Source organism: Longispora sp. NPDC051575, assembly GCF_040681875.1.
Taxonomy (GTDB): Bacteria; Actinomycetota; Actinomycetes; order Mycobacteriales; family Micromonosporaceae; genus Longispora.
In genome coordinates this window covers 100,581-117,108 of record NZ_JBFAZP010000006.1, presented here as the reverse complement: position 1 = coordinate 117,108, position 16,528 = coordinate 100,581, and the positions used below count along the sequence as shown (strand labels likewise).

Here is a 16,528-nt window from a genome sequence, read left to right as displayed (position 1 = left end):
CACCCAGGGTCTGACAGTCCGCTGACACGGGGAAAACCCGCTGACAGCCCGCTGACGCGCCGGTACCGTCCTCGCCATGTCACAGACCCTGATCGAGGACGCGCTGGCGATCCTTCGCGACAAATACGTTTTTCCGGAAAAGGCCGAGGAGGCGGCGGCCATCGTCGAGGCGAGCCTCGCGGCGGGGGAGTACGAGGGCCTGACCGAGGAGCAGCTCGGCGAGCGGCTCACCGAGCAGATCTACGCCGTGTGCGCCGACAAGCACCTCCGGGTCCGGGTCCGCGCGGTGGACCTCCAGGAGGCCGGCGAGAGCGACGAGGACGCCGACGCGGTCTGGAACGAGCGCCAGCGCCTGACCAACTACGGCATCCTCAGGACCGAGCGGCTCGACGGCAACATCGGCTACATCAAGCTGCGCGGCGTCACCTCCCCGGGGATCGGCGGCGCGGCCATCGCGGCGGCCATGGAGCTGGTGGCCAACACCGAGGCGCTGATCTTCGACCTGACGGTCAACCGGGGCGGCGACCCGGACGGGGTCCAGATGTGGAACAGCTACCTGTTCAAGGACTCCGAGACCCACCTGAACAGCATCTACGACGCGGAGACCAAGCACACCCGCGACTACTGGACCCTGGCGCACGTGCCGGGCGCGCGCTATCTCGACAAGCCAGTCTACCTGCTGACCAGCAAGTCCACCTTCTCCGGTGGCGAGGAGTTCGCGTACAACCTCCAGGCCCTGAAGCGGGCGACGCTGATCGGGGAGACCACGGGCGGCGGGGCGCACCCGACCGACCAGTTCCCGGTGTCCAAGACGGTGGAGATCACGGTGCCGGTGGCCCGGTCGGTCAACCCCGTGACGGGTACGAACTGGGAGGGCGTCGGCGTCGTCCCCGACATCGCGCTGCCGGCCGACGAGGCGTTCGCGCACGCGTACACCCTGGCGCTCCAGCACGTCGCCGCCACCTCGACGTCACAGCTCGTACAGGAGGAGGCACAGTCCGCTCTGGAAAAATAAGGCACGCACTGCCAGTATTGATGAATGTCCATTGCTAGCCCGGCGTCCCCCCGCGAGGACGCGCTCACCACGTTCTTCGGGGCCTGGCTCGTCGGCGGCGCGCTCGCCGACGGCTGGGCCCACAACAACATCCGGACCCTGGAGACGATCTTCACGCCCTGGCACGCGATCCTCTACTCGGGATTCATCGCCACCGGCCTGTGGACCGTCTTCCTCGCCTACCGCCGCCGCGCCGCCCACCGGCTGTGGTGGCGCGACGCCTGGCCCGCCGGCTACCGGACCGGCCTCGTCGGCGCGGTGATCTTCTTCTTCGCCGGCAACCTGGACCTGGTCTGGCACTCCGTCTTCGGGATCGAGACCGACCTCGACGCCCTGTTCAGCCCCACGCACGTCGGCCTGGCGATCGGCGCCGGCCTGCTGCTGACCAGCCCGCTGCGGTCCTGGTGGGCGGCCGGCTCGACCGGGACGCTGCGCACCGCCGCCGGGGTCGGCGCCCTCGTCCTGGGCACGACGAGCACGGCGGTGTTCCTGATCTACGCGTCGGCGTTCCAGACGGTCCAGCCCACCGTGCCCTACGCGGGCGCCCAGGGCACCCCCGGCTACCTGGCGGCGTCGATGGCCCTGACGGCCTACCTGGTGACCACGGCGCTGCTCGTGCTGCCGCTGACCCTGGTGCTGCGCCGCCGGGCCGCCGTGCCGGGTGCGGCGACCGCGCTGGTGGCGGTCGTGGCCGCCTTCGCCGTCGGCCTCCTGGACCTGCCCCGGACCCAGACCGTCGCGGCCGTGGCGGCCGTCGGCGGCGCGATCGCGGTCGACCTCCTGCTGGGGTACCTGGACCGGACGCGCGGACTCGACGCCCCGCTGCGGCTGCCCGTCGCCGGGGCGGTGTTCGCGGCCGTGGTCTGGTCGGCGCACCTGCTGGCCCTGGACCTGGTCGCGGGCGTGCGCTGGCCGGTGGAGCTGTGGTCGGGCACGGTCGTGATGTCGGCGGCGGTCGGCGCGCTGATCGGCGGCCTCGCGGCCCGCCCGGTACCCGCCGCGCTCCCGGGGCCGGTCGGGGGCGTGCCCGGGCCGGTCGAGGTCCGAGAGGTGCCCGGGCGGGTCGGCGCCCCGTCGGCCCCGGCGCAGGGCTGAGGCCCGGCCGGAGCGGCCGGGCCTGTCGGGTGTGCTCCGGGACGCCGGCCCCGGCCGGTACCCCTAGAAGCTGAACTTGTCCTGGTTCTTCTTGCCCCAGAAGAACCAGGCCAGGCTCCCGATGAACGGGAACGCGAACGCCACGACCGCCCAGAGGATCTTGGCGGCGGTCGTCAGCCGGTCGGCGCTGATGATGCTGATCAGCGCCGCGATGAACAGGATCAGGCTGCCGATCGAGCAGATCAGCCCGCAGGTGCCGGTGATCAGGCCCCAGACCCAGTTCTTGTCGTCGTCGTCACTCAGGTACGCGAGAAGGTCCATGCCTCACGCTAACCGACAGTGATCACCCTTGGGGCGGGTTCGCGAGCATTGTCCGGACTGCCCCGTCGAAGCCCTCGTCGCCGAGGTCGCGGCGCAGGTCCACGAAGTACGGGCCCTCGGCGGCCACCAGCTCCCGGCTCGGCGCGCGCTCCCCGGTCAGCGCCCGCTCGATCGACTCGGCGACCGCCTCGGGGCCGACCCCGGCGGCCGGATCGGAGAAGGCCCGCCGGTACATGGCGTCCACCTGGGACTTCACCTCCGAGTACGGGCCGCCGGCCGCGCCGTTCGCCGCCAGGGTCCGCAGCGCGGTGGCCCCGAACTCGGTGCGCACCAGCCCCGGCTGGATCAGGGTCACCCCGACGCCGAACGGGCCGACCTCGTAGCGCAGCGCGTCGGCGAGGGACTCCAGCGCGTACTTCGTCAGGTGGTAGCCGGCCGCCGCCGGGAACGTGAACAGCCCGCCGGTCGAGCCGACGATCACGATCCGCCCCGCGCCGGCCGCCCGCATCCGGGGCAGCGCGAGCTGGCAGAGCCGCACGGTGCCCACCACATTGGTCTCGAAGCCCCGGCGCAGCGACTCGACCGGCAGCTCCTCCACCACCCCGTACTCTCCGTAGCCCGCGTTGTTGACCAGCCCGAACAGCGCGTCGCCGGCCTCGTCGACCACGGCGCGCATCGACTCCTCGTCGCAGGTGTCCAGCCGGCGCACCCGGGCCCCCGCCGCCGCCAGGTCGCGCAGGGTCTCGGGGTCGCGGGCGGTCGCGTAGACGGTCCAGTCCCCGGACGCGGTCAGGCGCTCGGCGGTGGCCCGGCCGATGCCGGTGGAACAGCCGGTGATGAGGACAGCGGGTTTCTCGGTCATGGGCACAAGTAGTAGCGGACCGGGGCGGCCGGGACTGTCAGCCTTTTGCCAGTTCGACCAGCTTGGCCGCGTACGCGTCGGCGGCCGCCGTGCCCTTCTTCAGGTCCTCGGCGGACGGTGCCTTGGGGTTGGGGAACAGGACGGTCACCTTGACGTGCAGCAACAGGGTGGCCGACTGGTAGAAGTAGCAGCGCGGCTGGTGGGAGAGGGTGGCGGTCTGCGGCCACTCGTACACCGACAGGCCGTTGCCGAGGGCGGTGTCGCGGCCGTCCAGGGGCTGGGGCAGCGCGTCGCCGCCGCCGGCCCGGCACAGCCCGAAGAAGGCCTTCTGGAGCTTGTCGGCCTGCACGGCGGCGGTCACCGGCTGCACGTGCGCCTCGGCGACGGCCGCGTGCCGGGTGGCCTGGCCGGAGTCGCCGGCCGGCAGAGCGAGGGCGTCCAGGCAGGTCACCCCGGTCGTGCCGTCGCCGCCGGAGATCGGTTGCAGCGCGGTGTGGTTGCTGGTGCCGACCCCGGTCGAGCCGGTGGCGGTCAGCAGGGGGGCCAGGGCCGTCGTGCAGGTCCCGGCGAGGGTCTGCTGGGCGGCGTTCATGGTCGCCGGGGGCGCGGGGGAGGGGACCGCGGCGGTCGGCTGGGCGGCCGGCGGGGGGCCGACACATCCCGAACCGAACAGGACCGCGCCGAGGGCGGCCGCGACCGCGAGGTGCCGGATGCTCATCGGCACACCGTACTGAAAACAAAGCTTCCAGAAAAGGGTGTCAATTCCTGGGATGGATCGCGATGAGTACCTGGTACTCCGGTTCGGACGGCTCCTCCGCCGCCCGGAACTCCTCCGCGAGCGCCAGCAGCCGGGCGCGGAACTCCTCGGCGCGGGCGGGTGACACGTGCGCGATCGAGTGGCTGATCATGGCCCGGGTCTCCGGCGGCGCCTCGCGGCTCATCACGTTGTGGCCGGTCAGCAGGCGTTCGTTGATGTCCCCGCGCACCTGGTCGAACAGGGCCATCATCACGTCCTCCACCGCGCCCTCGGGGTCGCGGGGGTGGTCGGGGCCGCGCTGGAACGTGATCCGCTGCTGGCTCGCGCCGTAGTGCTTCTCGATGATGCCGTTCACGATCCGGGTACTGCGGATCTGGAGCAGCGCGCGCTGCTCCAGCGTGTTCAGGTGGTAGTAGATCTTCGTGGTCGAGATGCCGACCCTCGACGCCAGTTCCTTGGCGGTCCACGAGCGGGTGTGGTCGGCCATCATCAACTCGAGCACCGTGAGGCGGATGGGATCGGCGAGCGCCTTGAGGGTGTCGACGTCCTGCACGATGCGGCGTGACGGTTCTTGCTCCATTCCCGCTACCTCATCACGTTCTGCTCTGATTTGGTTAAGGAAGTGTATCAAATGTTTGACAAAAGCTTGTCGTTTTACCAACAGTGAGCGTTACTTCGTGGCGGCGATACGTACAGGTCAAGCACAGGAGTCGTGATGAACGTCGACCCCCAGATCGTGATCCACGCGGTCGAACAGATCAAGGATGCGGGGGAGACCGTTTTCCGGATGTTCCTCGAGGAGATTACCCAGGTGGTCAGCACCCTCGATGACGGCACCCACAGCGGGCACGACGGCGGCTGCTCGGTCGAGTGAAGGCGCAGCCCAGCCGGTACGTGATCGTCGGGCCCACCACCTTCCGGCACCCGGCCGGGCACCCCGTGCGCCCCGTGCTGCACGCGGCCACCGCCCGGGTCTACCTGGTCGACCCGGTCACCGCCGGCCGGCTCGCGGGCGGGGCCCCGCTGCCCGAGGACGCGGAACGGGCGCTGCGCGCGGCCGGGCTGCTCGTCGGGCCCGGGGTCGACGAGCCGGCGGCCGTGATCGCGGCGGGCCGGCGCGCGGTCGCCGACACCCGGGAGCGCCGGTTCGTGGTCATGCCGACGAGCTGGTGCAACATGTCCTGCTCGTACTGCGGGCAGGCCCATGTCCGGGGCGGGACGGGGCCGGGGCACCGCGACCTGCTGGCGGCCCGGTTCGCCGCCGCCGTCGACAGTGGCCGGTACGACACCGCGCACGTCTCCTGGTTCGGTGCCGAGCCCCTGGCGGGCTACGCCGTCGTCCGGGACCTGTCGCGGCGGTTCACGGCGGCGGCGGACACGGCGGGCGTGGGCTACTCGGCGCACATGGTCACCAACGGCGCGCTGCTCGACGCCCGCAAGATCGCGGCCCTGCACGTCGAGGACCGGGTGGGCTACTTCGAGGTCACCCTGGACGGTCCGGCCGCCGCGCACGACGCGAGCCGGCCCCTCAAGCGTGGCGGCGGATCGTTCGCGCACGTCGTGGACGTGATCGGCGCCGCGTTGGCCGAGCACGGGGACCTGCGCTGGCGGATCCGTACCAACGTCGGGGTGGCCAACGCGCACCTGGCCGACGAGTTCGCGGCGACCCTGGCGGCGGCGGGGCTCGCCGACCCCCGGGTCACGCTGTACTCCGCGCCGCTGCACCCCTGGGGCAACGACGTCTCCGCGGCGGCGCTGGACCGGGCCCGGATGGCGGACACGGAACTGGCCTGGCTGGCGGCGTACGCCCGGCACGGTCTGACGACCTGGCTGCTGCCGGGCAGCCCCAAGCCCGTCGTGTGCGTCGCGGTCACCCCGCACGCCGAGGTGGTCGCCGCCGACGGCGGGGTGTACTCCTGCACCGAACAGCCCCTGGTGCCCGGCTTCGCCGACCGGCGGGTAGCGACCCTGGCGACCCTCGGCGGCGGGGCCCGCCCGGCGGGGGAGTTCGACGACTGGGCCGACGCGCTGGAGGCCGACGAGACCGGCTGCCGGGGCTGCCGGATCCTGCCGCTGTGCGGGGGCGCGTGCCCGAAGCTGTGGCGGGAGGGGCATGTGCCCTGCCCGCCGCTGAAGCACAACGTCGCGGGGCGGCTGGACCTCTACGCCCTCTCGGCGGGCTGCACACCCCTCTGAGGCCGCACGGCGACGAGGTCCGCCTCGTTGTTCCGCTTCCAGGCGAGCAGGCCGCAGAGCGCCAGGCCGAGCGCGGTGGCGACTCCGTGGGTGGCGGTCAGCCAGGTCAGGCCGAAGCCCGGGGTGCCGAACGCCTCGCCGGCGGCCCAGAGCACGGCGAGCAGCACCGTGGCGGCCAGGACCGCCGAGCTGAGCTTGAACAGGAACCCGTCGCGCCACATCAGCCAGCCGACGAACCACATGCCGGTGGTGAGCACGAGGGCGCCGACGAGTTCGAGGTGGCCGCCGACGAAGTACCCGATCAGGATGGTCTCCGCGCCGATCGGCACGGTGAGGGCCGCGATCCGGGCGGCCGTCGAGTCCTGGTCGGTCCGGTGGATCAGGCCGGCGACCAGGGCGGCGGTGAACCCGGCGTAGTGCAGCTGCGGCAGGGCGCGCGCCAGGCCCTCGACGTCGACGGCGAACAGGCCGACCCCGGTGCGCTCGACGAGCAGGGCGGCGGCCGCGACGGCCGGGCTGACCAGGGCGGTGCGGACCGCCAGTTCCCGGGGGTTCCAGCCGCTCCGCCGGCCGGCCTGGAAGGCGACGATCAAGGTCATCGCCAGGTACGCCGCGGCGAGTCCCGCCGCCGTCGCGCCCCGGGGCAGCCACAGACTGATCGCGCCGGGCACCGCCGCGAGGGGCCAGAACGTGCGCACGGCCGCGGGCAGGTGCAGCAGCCGCAGGCCGAGCGGGAGGATGACGAGCATGCCGAGGGTGACGATCAGGTTGACGAGGATGGTCATGGCATCCCTCATTTCTTGAACGCGTTCAAGTTATCACGTCGAATTGATCGCGTTCATTGTGATGCTGGTCGCGGGCCCCGCGCTATGCCTGGATTGCCCGATCGGACTGGATCACGTGCCAGCCGTTGTTAGCCTCAGGGCATCGGCGGTCCTCGTCGGCCGCCCGGCTGTGGAGGGTGGTCGGTCGCGATGAACACCTTGGACCGTGCCGTGCGGGCACTGCGCACCGAGTTCCAGGGCACACTGCTCACCCCCGGGGTACCCGGCTACGACGACGCCCGGGCCCTCTTCAACGCCATGATCGACAAGCGGCCGGCCGTGATCGCGCAGTGCGCGGACGTACCGGACGTGCAGGGCGCCCTGCGCCTCGCCCGGGACACCGGCCTGGAGATCGCCGTCCGGGGCGGCGGGCACGGCGTCGCCGGCGCGGCCCTCACCGAGGGCGGCCTCGTGATCGACCTGCGCCGGTTGAACTCCGTCACCGTCGACCCCGACGCCCGGACCGCGACCGTCGCCGGCGGCGCGACCATGGGCGACCTCGACCGGGCCACCGCCGCGTACGGGCTGGCCACCACCGGCGGGCGGGTGTCCAGCACCGGGGTCGCCGGCTTCACCCTGGGCGGCGGCTCCGGCTGGATCGAGCGCAAGTTCGGCCTGGCCGTCGACCGGCTGCTCGCCGTCGACCTGATCACCGCCGACGGCGGCGCCGTACGGGCCAGCGAGCGGGAGAACCCCGACCTGTTCTGGGCGCTGCACGGCGGCGGCGGCAACTTCGGGGTCGCGACCGGGCTGACGTTCCGCCTCGACCCGCTCACCGACTTCTCCTTCGCCCTGCTGCTGTGGCCGGCGGACCGGGGACCGGACGTGTTCCGGCGCTGGCGGGACGTCATGGTCGACGCCCCCGACGAGGTGGGCGGCGGGGCGATCTACCTGACCGGGTCCGCCGAGATGCCGTTCGTGCCCGCGAGCCTGCACGGCCGGCTCGCCGCCGGGGTGCTGTTCACCTTCGTGGGCGACGAGCGGGGCGTCCGCGAGATCGCCCGGCCGTTGCTGGAGCTGGGCCCGGCCGGCGAGATGATCACCGCCCTGCCGTACGTCGAGTTCCAGAGCATGCTCGACGACCCGCCCGGCTTCCGCAACTACTGGTCCGCCGAGCACCTCGACGCCCTGCCCGACCCGGCGGTGGACGCGTTCTGCGCCTCCGCCGCGACCATGATCGTTCCCTCGCCGTCCCAGCACGCGCTGTTCGCGCTCGGCGGGGCCGTGGCGCGCGGTACCGGCGACTGGCCGATCTCGTTCCGGTCCGCGCCCTGGGTGGTGCACCCGTTCGGGCTGTGGTCCGACCCGGCCGACGACGAGCGCGGCCGGGCCTGGGCGCGGGGCGTGCGGACGGCGATGGAGCCCTGGTCCACCGGCGACGTCTACCTCAACTTCACCGGGGACGAGGGGCACGAGCGGGTGGTCGCCGGGTTCGGCAAGGCCAACTACGACCGGCTGGCCGCGATCAAGAGCCAGTACGACCCCGGCAACCTGTTCCACCTCAACCACAACATCCGGCCGGCGTAGACCGGGCGCACCCGGCCGCTGGCACCGGCGTTGCCCGGGCGGCCACCGGCACCCCGGCCCGGGGAGCCACCGGCACTCAGGCCGGGCAGCGCTGCCACTCAGGCCGGGCAGCCGGGCAGCGCCGGCGCCCAGGCGGGGCAGCCGGCGCCCCGCCGAGGTGGTCGCGCTACAGCCGGTCGACCGACGTGATCTCCAGGACCGCCGTACCCGCCTCGTCGGAGGCCCGCAGGTCGACCTCCGCGCTGATCCCCCAGTCGTGGTCGCCCTCGGGGTCGTCGAAGATCTGCCGGACGAGCCAGCGGTCCTTCTCCACGGTGATCATCAGCATCGCCGGCCCGCGCGCGTCCGGACCGGTGCCCAGGGACGAGTACTCCTCGAAGTACTCGTCCATCGCCCCGCGCCAGTCGAACCCGGGGTCGAGTTCCTCCAGCTCCTGGTTGCGGGCGGTCGCGGCCAGCTCGACCCGGCGGAACAGCGCGTTGCGGACCAGGACCCGGAAGGCCCGCACGTTGTTCGTGACGGCCGGCGGGGCGGTGTCCACGGGCATCGCCCCGGTGCCCTCCTCGCCGGGGTTGCGCAGCTGCTCCCACTCGTCGAGCAGGCTGGAGTCGACCTGGCGGACCAGCTCCCCGAGCCACTCGATCAGGTCGTGCAGCTCCTCGGTCTTGGCGTCCTCGGGCACGGTCTGCCGCAGCGCCTTGTACGCGTCCGCCAGGTACCGCAGCACCAGGCCCTCGGAGCGCGCCAGCTGGTAGTAGCTGACGTACTCGACGAAGGTCATGCCCAGCTCGAACATGTCCCGGGCCACGCCCTTGGGGGACAGCCGCTGGTCGGCGACCCACGGGTGCCCCTTGCGGTAGGACTCGAACGCGGCCTCCAGCAGCTCGGCGAGCGGCTTGGGGTGCGTGACGTTCTCCAGGAGCGCCATCCGCTCCTCGTACTCGATCCCGTCGGCCTTCATCTGCTGCACGGCCGCGCCCTTGGCCTTGTTCTGCTGGGCGTAGAGGATCTGGCGCGGGTCCTCCAGCACCGCCTCGACGATGGAGACCACGTCGAGGGCGTAGCTGGGGGAGTTCTCGTCGAGCAGTTCGATGGCGGCCACCGCGAACGGGGACAGCGGCTGGTTGAGCGCGAACCCGAGCTGGAGGTCGTCGGTGACATGGATGGAGACCCGGCCGTCACCGTCTCGTTCTTGTTGGACGATGCCGGCGGTGCGCAGGCCCTTGTAGATGCCGATCGTCCGGCGGATGTGCGCGCGCTGGGCGGCCGGGGACTCGTGGTTGTCGGTGAGCAGGTGCCGCATGTTCGCGAAGGCGTTCCCGCCGCGCTCGATGACGTTGAGGACCATCGAGTGGCTGACGTGGAAGCTCGACGTCAGCGGCTCGGGCTCGGCGGACACCAGCCGGTGGAACGTGGGCTCGCCCCAGCCGACGAAGCCCTCCGGCGGCTTCTTCTTCACGAGCTTGCGGAGCTTCTTGGCGTCGCCGGCCGCCTTGGCGACGGCCTTCTCGTTCTCCACGACGTGCTCGGGGGCCTGCACGATGACGGTGCCGACGGTGTCGTAGCCGGCCCGGCCCGCGCGCCCGGCGATCTGGTGGAACTCGCGCGCCTTGAGCAGCCGCATCCGGATGCCGTCGAACTTGTTCAGCCCCGTGAACAGCACGGTGCGGATCGGCAGGTTGATGCCGACCCCGAGCGTGTCCGTCCCGCAGATCACCTTCAGAAGCCCGGCTTGCGCCAGGAGCTCCACCAATCGGCGGTACTTGGGGAGCATGCCGGCATGGTGCACCCCGATCCCGTGCCGTACCAATCGGGAAAGGGTCTTTCCGAAGCCGGCCGTGAACCGGAAGTTGCCGATCAGCTCGGCGATGGAGTCCTTCTCGGCCCGGGTGCACATGTTGATGCTCATCAGGGCGCTGGCCTGTTCGAGGGCGGCGGCCTGGGTGAAGTGCACGATGTACACCGGGGCCTGCCGCGTGTTGAGCAGCTCCTCGATCGTCTCGTGCAGCGGCGTCGTGACGTAGGAGTACAGCAGCGGCACGGGGCGCTCGCCGGAGCTCACCACGGCGGTCGGCCGGCCGGTCCGCCGACTCAGGTCATCCACGAACCTGGTCACATCGCCCAGAGTCGCCGACATCAGGATGAACTGGGCCTGGGGGAGTTCGATGATCGGGATCTGCCACGCCCAGCCCCGGTCGGGCTCCGCGTAGAAGTGGAACTCGTCCATGATCACCTGGCCGACATCGGCCGACTTCCCCTCGCGCAGGGCGAGGTTGGCCAGGATCTCCGCCGTGCAGCAGATGATCGGCGCGTCCGGGTTGACCTGGGCGTCGCCGGTCATCATCCCGACGTTCTCGGGGCCGAACACCTGGCAGAGCGCGAAGAACTTCTCCGACACCAGGGCCTTGATCGGCGCGGTGTAGAAGGTGGTCCGGTCGTCTGCCAGGGCCGCGAAGTGCGCCCCTATCGCGACCATGCTCTTCCCCGAGCCGGTCGGGGTGCTCAGGATCAGGTTCGCCCCGGAGACGATCTCGATCAGCGCCTCCTGCTGGGCCGGGTACAAACTCAGGCCCTGGTCCTCGGACCAGGCGGTGAACGCCTCGAACAGGGCGTCGGGATCGGGGCTGCCCGGCAGGCGGTCGGTGAGAGTCATAGTGCCCTGATCGTGCCTGGTCGGGGTGGCTCCCGGCTACCCGGGGTGCCCGGGCGTGACCGAGATGCGACCATGCCGGGCTGTCGGCGCGCGGCGCGACCAGGTCGGTGACAGGAGACGCCCTCGGGGGCCGTCGGATGGTCGGCGTCCCTGGAGGCGTCCGGTCCCGGCACGGAGCCGGTCCGGCCACCCGCCGTCTCCGGCGCGAGGCGGATCCGCCCACTCGCTACCCCCGGCGCGGAGCCGGTCCGGCCCCGCAGCCCCCGGGGCCGGACCGGGTGCTGTCGCGATCCGGACACCAACCGGTCCGGACGCCCCCGGAGTCGATCGCCGGCCACTCCGACCCCGGCCGCGAACCGGCCCCCGGAACGAACCGGGAGGCTCCCGGGCAGCCTCGGCAAGTCCGACTCTCGACAGTGGTCGCCGGCGCCCGGGGAGGCCATCGTGGACCCGTCCGGATAAGGATGTCTTTCCGACAGCTGCGTCCGATTCTCGAATAGCGACTTTCCGGACCTCCGTCCACTGTAGAAATGTTTAATGATGGCAGTCCTTGACACAGGTCTGTGATCGACTAATCCTTGTGACGTACCACCTTTCATCGCACTCATAGATGGAGAAAATATAATGCGCCGTGAAGACGAGCCCCAGGCCAAGTTCCGCGAGGACGAGCCGCAGGCCAAGTTCCGCGAGGACGAGCCCCAGGCGAAGTTCGAGAACGAGCCGCAGATCAAGGAAGCCGGCTAACTAGCACTCCGGTGGACCCCGCTTCGGCGGGGTCCACCGTCTTTTCCCGACCGACGCAACAAGAGGAACGCGATGACCGACGACCGGCCACTGGTGCTGATGCTCCGCACGGGGACCCGCCCGGCCCGTGAATTCCTCCTGAAGACCATGGCGGAGAAATACCGGCTGCACCTCTTCACCAGTCTCGTGCCGTCGTGGGAGCTGCCCTACCTGACCGGGTGGACGAAGCACCTGACCCGCGATCCCGAAGACACCCTCGCCGCGGCCCGCGAGCTGCACGCCCGGGACCCGATCAGCGGCGTGATCACCTACGACGAGGCCCGCGTGACCCAGGTGGCCTTCGTGGCCGACGGGCTCGGGCTGCCGAACGCGGGACTCGACGCCGCCGAGGCCTGCCGGCACAAGAACGTGACCCGCCGGGTGCTCGAGGCCGCCGGGGTGCCCCAGCCGCGGTCGATCCCGGTCACCTCGCTGGAGGAGGCCCGGGTCGCCGCCGAGCGGATCGGCTACCCGGTCGTCGTCAAGCCGCACGACCTGCTCGCCGGGATGGGCGTGCTCCGGATCGACTCGGCCGACCAGCTCGAGGAGCGGTACAACGACAGCACCGGCAACCCGGTCGGCGGCGTGCCGGACTACGTGTACGAGCCCCTGATCGAGGAGTGCGTCACCGGTACGGAGGTCAGCGTCGACTGCGCCCTGCACGGCGGGGAGCTGACCGTGCTGTGCCTGGCCCGCAAGTCCACCGGCTTCGCGCCGTACTTCGTGGAGACCGGCCACACCGTCGACGGCGCCGACCCGCTGCTCGGGGACCCCGCGCTGCTCGACCTGCTCCGGGCCGCGCACAAGGCGATCGGCTACCGCGACGGTGTCACGCACACCGAGGTCATGATGACGGCGGACGGCCCGAAGATCATCGAGATCAACGGTCGGATGGCCGGCGGGCACATCACCCACCTGGCGATGTTCGCGACCGGTACCGACATCGGCCTCGTGGCCTGTGACGTCGCCTGCGGGCGGCCCCCGGTGGTCGGCACCGCGCCGGCCCGGGTCGCGGCCATCCGGTTCTTCTCCGTCGAGGAGGACACCACGATCGACTCCCTCCGGTTCGACGAGGACGCGCTGCACCCGGCCGTGGACCACACCGTCGTCACCGCCGAGCCCGGCACCGCCGCCCAGCGGCCGCACGGCACGGGCTCCGGCCGGCTCGCCCTCGCCGTCGCGGTGGGGGACTCGACCCAGGAGTGCCACGACGCCCTCGCGTCGGCCCAGGCCGCCCTGCGGATCAACCAGGACTAGACGGGTACGGCGCGCCCGCCCAGGGGCACGCCGGCGTCTCCGGGAGGTTGCCCCTGTCTTCGGGCGGGGCGACCTCCCGCGGCGTCTCCGGGGTCCGGCGCCCGGCCGCCCGGCGACGGTGGCCCGCCGGGTACGCGCGGTCTCCCGCGCGCCCCGACGGCCGTGTCGGGCTCAGCGGGCCTGGTAGCGGGCGCGCAGGGCCTTCTTGTCGACCTTGTTGGTCTCCGTCAACGGCATCGCGTCGATGAACTCGACCTCCCCCGGCGTCCACGCCGCGCCCAGCTCGGCCAGGACGAGTTCCCGCAGTTCCTCACCCGTGACGGGTACGTCCGGGTTGCCGACCACGTACCCGTGCACGACCTCGCCGTACTTCTCGCTCGGCACGCCGACCACCGCCGCCGCGCGGACCCCCGGGTGCGCGGCGAGCAGGTCCTCGATGGGGCGGGCGAAGATGTTCGTGGAGCCCCAGCCGGTCAGGATCATGTCCTTGACCCGGTCGACGAGGAACAGGTTGCCGGTCGGGTCCACGTAGCCGACGTCCCCGGTGCGCAGCCAGCCGTCCACCAGGGTCTCGGCGGTCAGTTCCGGCTGGCCCCAGTAGCCGGCCATCATCACGCCGCCCGACAGCCACACCTCGCCGACCTCCCCGACGGGCAGCGGCGCGCCGGCCGGGTCGCGGATCTCCAGCTTGAGGTCGCCGTAGGGCTGGCCGACGGAGGCGAGCACGGCCGGGTCGTTCGGGATGTTCTGGTACGCGCTGATGATCGGCGCCTCGCTCATCCCGTACGCGGTCCGCAGCACCGGGCCCAGTCGCTCGATGGCCTGCGCGAGCCGGCTCGACGCCACCGGGGCCCCGCCGACGTTGACCCGCAGCAGGCTGGAGGTGTCGGCGGTGGCGAACGCGGGGTAGTCGAGCAGGAAGTACAGCACCGGGGGCGTGAGCAGGGTGTCGGTGATCCGTTCCCGGGCGATCAGCTCCAGGAACCCGGCCGTGTCGAACGCGGACACGGTGTAGTACGTGCCGCCGGTGAGCAGGGCCATGTGCGCGGGCATCTGGGAGCTGACCACCCAGAACCCGCCCAGGGCCAGGTGCTTCATCTGGTGCTGGCCGGAGGCCGTGTAGTGCGCCGCGAACGCCAGCGCCGTCTCGAAGAACCGCTGGGTGTGGTGCACGAGCTTCGGCTGGCCGGTCGTGCCGCTGGTCTGGAACAGGGCCTGGGGCTCGGTGGTGACCTCGGACAGGTCGAAGGGGAGGTCCGCGATCCGCCCGACCGGGGGCCCGGCGACCAGGTCCGGGCCCACGCCGCCCGCCCCGAGGCAGAACACCGGGCGGTCGGTACCGGCGGCGAGTTTCGCGCCCACCTCGGCGTACTGGCGCGCGTCGTACACGAAGATGTCGACTTCCGCGTGTTTCAGGAACCTCTCCCGGAACGCGGCCGGCGAGTTCGGGGCGATCCAGGCGATCCTGCCGCCCATCAGGTGCACCGCGAACTGCAACAGCACCGCCTCCGGCTCCGTGCTCGCCAGGGCGCCGACCGCCACCCCGGGCCGGACCCCCTCGCGGTGCAGCGCGGCGGCGATCGACAGCGTGCCCGTGATCAGCTCGTGATAGGTGAGCCGGCGGTCGTCGGCGACGATGGCCTCGGCGTGTCCGTACCGGGCGAAGAGGTCCAGTACCCGTGAAATGTAGTTCTGTGTCATTCCGGCCCAGCCCCGATTCGCGGTGATCAGCAAATGGGGCCAAGTTTACTGTGGAGCGTCTCCGAGTCCTATCAGCAGTGACCGCAGCAAAACAGCCAATTCCGCCTGCTCAGAGCCGGAAAGTGTCGCGAGTATCCGGCGCTCGTTGTCCAGATGGTCGGAGATCACCGAGTTGACCTTCCGGTAGCCCTCCTCGGTGAGCCCGACCCGGACGGAGCGCCGGTCGGCCGGGTCCGCGCGCCGCTCGACGAACCCGCGGGCCGCCATCCGGTCGATCCGGTTGGTGATCGCGCCCGAGGTGACCATCATGTGGTCGAGCAGCGCGCCCATGGTCAACTCGTGCGGCGCGCCCGACCGGCGCAGGGTGGCCAGGACGTCGAACTCCCAGAACTCCAGCCCGTGACCCGCGAAGAACTGCTTGAGCTCCCGGTCGAGGAGGGCGTTGAGCCGCGCCACCCGACCGATGATCCCCATCGGGGCGGGGTCGAGGTCGGGGCGCTCGCGCCGCCACTGCTCCAGGAACCCGTCGACCATGTCTTTCAACGTTGAACCTCTTCATGTTAAGGTTTCTGCACTGCTTCAACGTTGAGAAGTTTAACGGAGAACATCATGTGGCTTACCGCGCTCGCCCCCCTGATCTGGGGGTCCACCTACATCGTCACCACCGAGCTGCTCCCCGCCGACCGGCCCCTGCTCGCCGCCACCGTCCGCGCGCTGCCCGCCGGCCTCGTTCTCCTGCTGTTCGTCCGCAAGCTGCCCCAGGGGGCGTGGCGGTGGCGGGCGGTCGTCCTCGCCGTGCTCAACATCGGCGCGTTCTTCCCGCTGCTCTTCCTCTCCGCGTACCGGCTGCCCGGCGGCGTCTCCGCGATCGTCGGGGCCCTGCAACCCTTCGTCGCCGCCGGCCTCGGTTACCCCCTGCTCCGACTGGTCCCCAACCCGCGGATGCTCGTCGCCGGGATCGTCGGCCTCGGCGGCGTCACCCTGATCGTGCTGCGGGCCACCGCCGCCATCGACGGCCTCGGGCTCGCCGCCGGCGCGGCCGGCACCCTGATCATGGCCACCGGCACCGTCCTCGGCCGGCGCTGGGGCGCCCCGCCGGAGGGCCTGTTCGCCCTGACCAGCTGGCAGCTCGCCATCGGCGGCCTCCTGCTGCTCCCGGTCACCCTGGGCTTCGAGGGACTCCCGGCCACCTTCACCGGCGGCAACGCCCTCGGCTTCGGCTACCTGGCGGTGGTCGGCGCCATGCTCGCCTACCCGCTGTGGTTCCGCGGCGTGACCCGGTTGCAGCCCACCCAGGTGTCGATGCTCAGCCTGCTCAGCCCGGTGATGGCGGCGACCCTCGGCTGGATCGTGCTGGGGCAGGCGCTGACCGGGTGGCAGCTGGTGGGGGCGGTGCTGGCGCTGGGGGCCGTGGCGGTGGGGGCGACGGCGCCGGCCCGGGTGCGGGCGGAGGCCCCGGTGCCGGAACTGGTGAAGGTCTGACCCGGAGGGCCGGAGG

Annotated in this window: 15 protein-coding genes; 7 read left to right on the top strand and 8 right to left on the bottom strand. The window is 71.7% G+C overall.

Annotation, left to right across the window (positions count from 1 at the left end):
• Positions 1–76 precede the first annotated feature (76 nt).
• A complete protein-coding gene (locus tag AB0M43_RS18080) occupies positions 77–1,015 on the top strand; it encodes a S41 family peptidase (protein WP_363725985.1) in 939 nt (312 codons plus the stop codon).
• Positions 1,016–1,039: 24 nt separating this feature from the next.
• Complete coding sequence (locus tag AB0M43_RS18075) at positions 1,040–2,149, top strand: hypothetical protein (protein WP_363725983.1); 1,110 nt, start codon at positions 1,040–1,042, stop codon at positions 2,147–2,149.
• A gap of 63 nt (positions 2,150–2,212) precedes the next feature.
• On the opposite strand, the gene AB0M43_RS18070 is transcribed toward AB0M43_RS18075, so the two are convergent.
• From AB0M43_RS18070 to AB0M43_RS18055, 4 genes are read right to left on the bottom strand one after another with little or no spacing between them, the layout of a single operon-like run.
• Complete coding sequence (locus AB0M43_RS18070; protein WP_363725981.1) at positions 2,213–2,470, bottom strand: PLD nuclease N-terminal domain-containing protein; 258 nt, start codon at positions 2,468–2,470, stop codon at positions 2,213–2,215.
• Between the two features lie 22 nt (positions 2,471–2,492).
• Positions 2,493–3,332, bottom strand: coding sequence for an SDR family NAD(P)-dependent oxidoreductase (locus tag AB0M43_RS18065; RefSeq protein ID WP_363725980.1), 840 nt, complete (start codon positions 3,330–3,332; stop codon positions 2,493–2,495).
• 37 nt (positions 3,333–3,369) lie between these two features.
• On the bottom strand, positions 3,370–4,050 hold the full coding sequence (locus tag AB0M43_RS18060; protein WP_363725978.1) for a hypothetical protein: 681 nt from the start codon (positions 4,048–4,050) through the stop codon (positions 3,370–3,372).
• A 40-nt stretch (positions 4,051–4,090) separates the two neighbouring features.
• Positions 4,091–4,669 carry a helix-turn-helix domain-containing protein gene (locus AB0M43_RS18055; RefSeq protein WP_363725976.1) on the bottom strand — a complete coding sequence of 193 codons (579 nt, stop codon included), beginning with the start codon at positions 4,667–4,669 and terminating at the stop codon, positions 4,091–4,093.
• A gap of 135 nt (positions 4,670–4,804) precedes the next feature.
• Between AB0M43_RS18055 and AB0M43_RS18050 the strand changes: the two genes are divergently transcribed.
• A complete protein-coding gene (locus tag AB0M43_RS18050; RefSeq protein ID WP_363725974.1) occupies positions 4,805–4,963 on the top strand; it encodes a hypothetical protein in 159 nt (52 codons plus the stop codon).
• A complete protein-coding gene (locus AB0M43_RS18045) occupies positions 4,960–6,285 on the top strand; it encodes a radical SAM protein (RefSeq protein WP_363725972.1) in 1,326 nt (441 codons plus the stop codon). Before AB0M43_RS18050 ends, AB0M43_RS18045 begins: the two co-directional genes overlap by 4 nt.
• Here AB0M43_RS18045 and AB0M43_RS18040 read toward each other — a convergent pair.
• Positions 6,252–7,070 carry a YndJ family transporter gene (locus tag AB0M43_RS18040; RefSeq protein ID WP_363725971.1) on the bottom strand — a complete coding sequence of 273 codons (819 nt, stop codon included), beginning with the start codon at positions 7,068–7,070 and terminating at the stop codon, positions 6,252–6,254. The genes AB0M43_RS18045 and AB0M43_RS18040 overlap by 34 nt on opposite strands.
• 189 nt (positions 7,071–7,259) lie before the next feature.
• Here AB0M43_RS18040 and AB0M43_RS18035 point away from each other — a divergent pair, with 189 nt between their 5' ends.
• Entirely contained in the window at positions 7,260–8,636 is a 1,377-nt protein-coding gene (locus tag AB0M43_RS18035) for an FAD-binding oxidoreductase (protein ID WP_363725969.1), read from the top strand.
• A gap of 166 nt (positions 8,637–8,802) precedes the next feature.
• On the opposite strand, the gene AB0M43_RS18030 is transcribed toward AB0M43_RS18035, so the two are convergent.
• Positions 8,803–11,289, bottom strand: a complete 2,487-nt coding sequence (locus AB0M43_RS18030; protein WP_363725968.1) for a DUF3516 domain-containing protein — start codon at positions 11,287–11,289, stop codon at positions 8,803–8,805.
• A gap of 816 nt (positions 11,290–12,105) precedes the next feature.
• Here AB0M43_RS18030 and AB0M43_RS18025 point away from each other — a divergent pair.
• Positions 12,106–13,329: an ATP-grasp domain-containing protein gene (locus AB0M43_RS18025; protein ID WP_363725966.1), complete on the top strand. Its 1,224-nt coding sequence runs from the start codon at positions 12,106–12,108 to the stop codon at positions 13,327–13,329.
• A 171-nt stretch (positions 13,330–13,500) separates the two neighbouring features.
• Here the strand turns inward: AB0M43_RS18025 and AB0M43_RS18020 are convergent, their stop codons facing one another.
• A complete protein-coding gene (locus AB0M43_RS18020; RefSeq protein ID WP_363725964.1) occupies positions 13,501–15,030 on the bottom strand; it encodes an AMP-binding protein in 1,530 nt (509 codons plus the stop codon).
• Between the two features lie 45 nt (positions 15,031–15,075).
• Complete coding sequence (locus AB0M43_RS18015; RefSeq protein ID WP_363726972.1) at positions 15,076–15,564, bottom strand: MarR family transcriptional regulator; 489 nt, start codon at positions 15,562–15,564, stop codon at positions 15,076–15,078.
• Between the two features lie 75 nt (positions 15,565–15,639).
• Between AB0M43_RS18015 and AB0M43_RS18010 the strand changes: the two genes are divergently transcribed.
• On the top strand, positions 15,640–16,512 hold the full coding sequence (locus AB0M43_RS18010; RefSeq protein ID WP_363725962.1) for an EamA family transporter: 873 nt from the start codon (positions 15,640–15,642) through the stop codon (positions 16,510–16,512).
• Positions 16,513–16,528 lie beyond the last annotated feature (16 nt).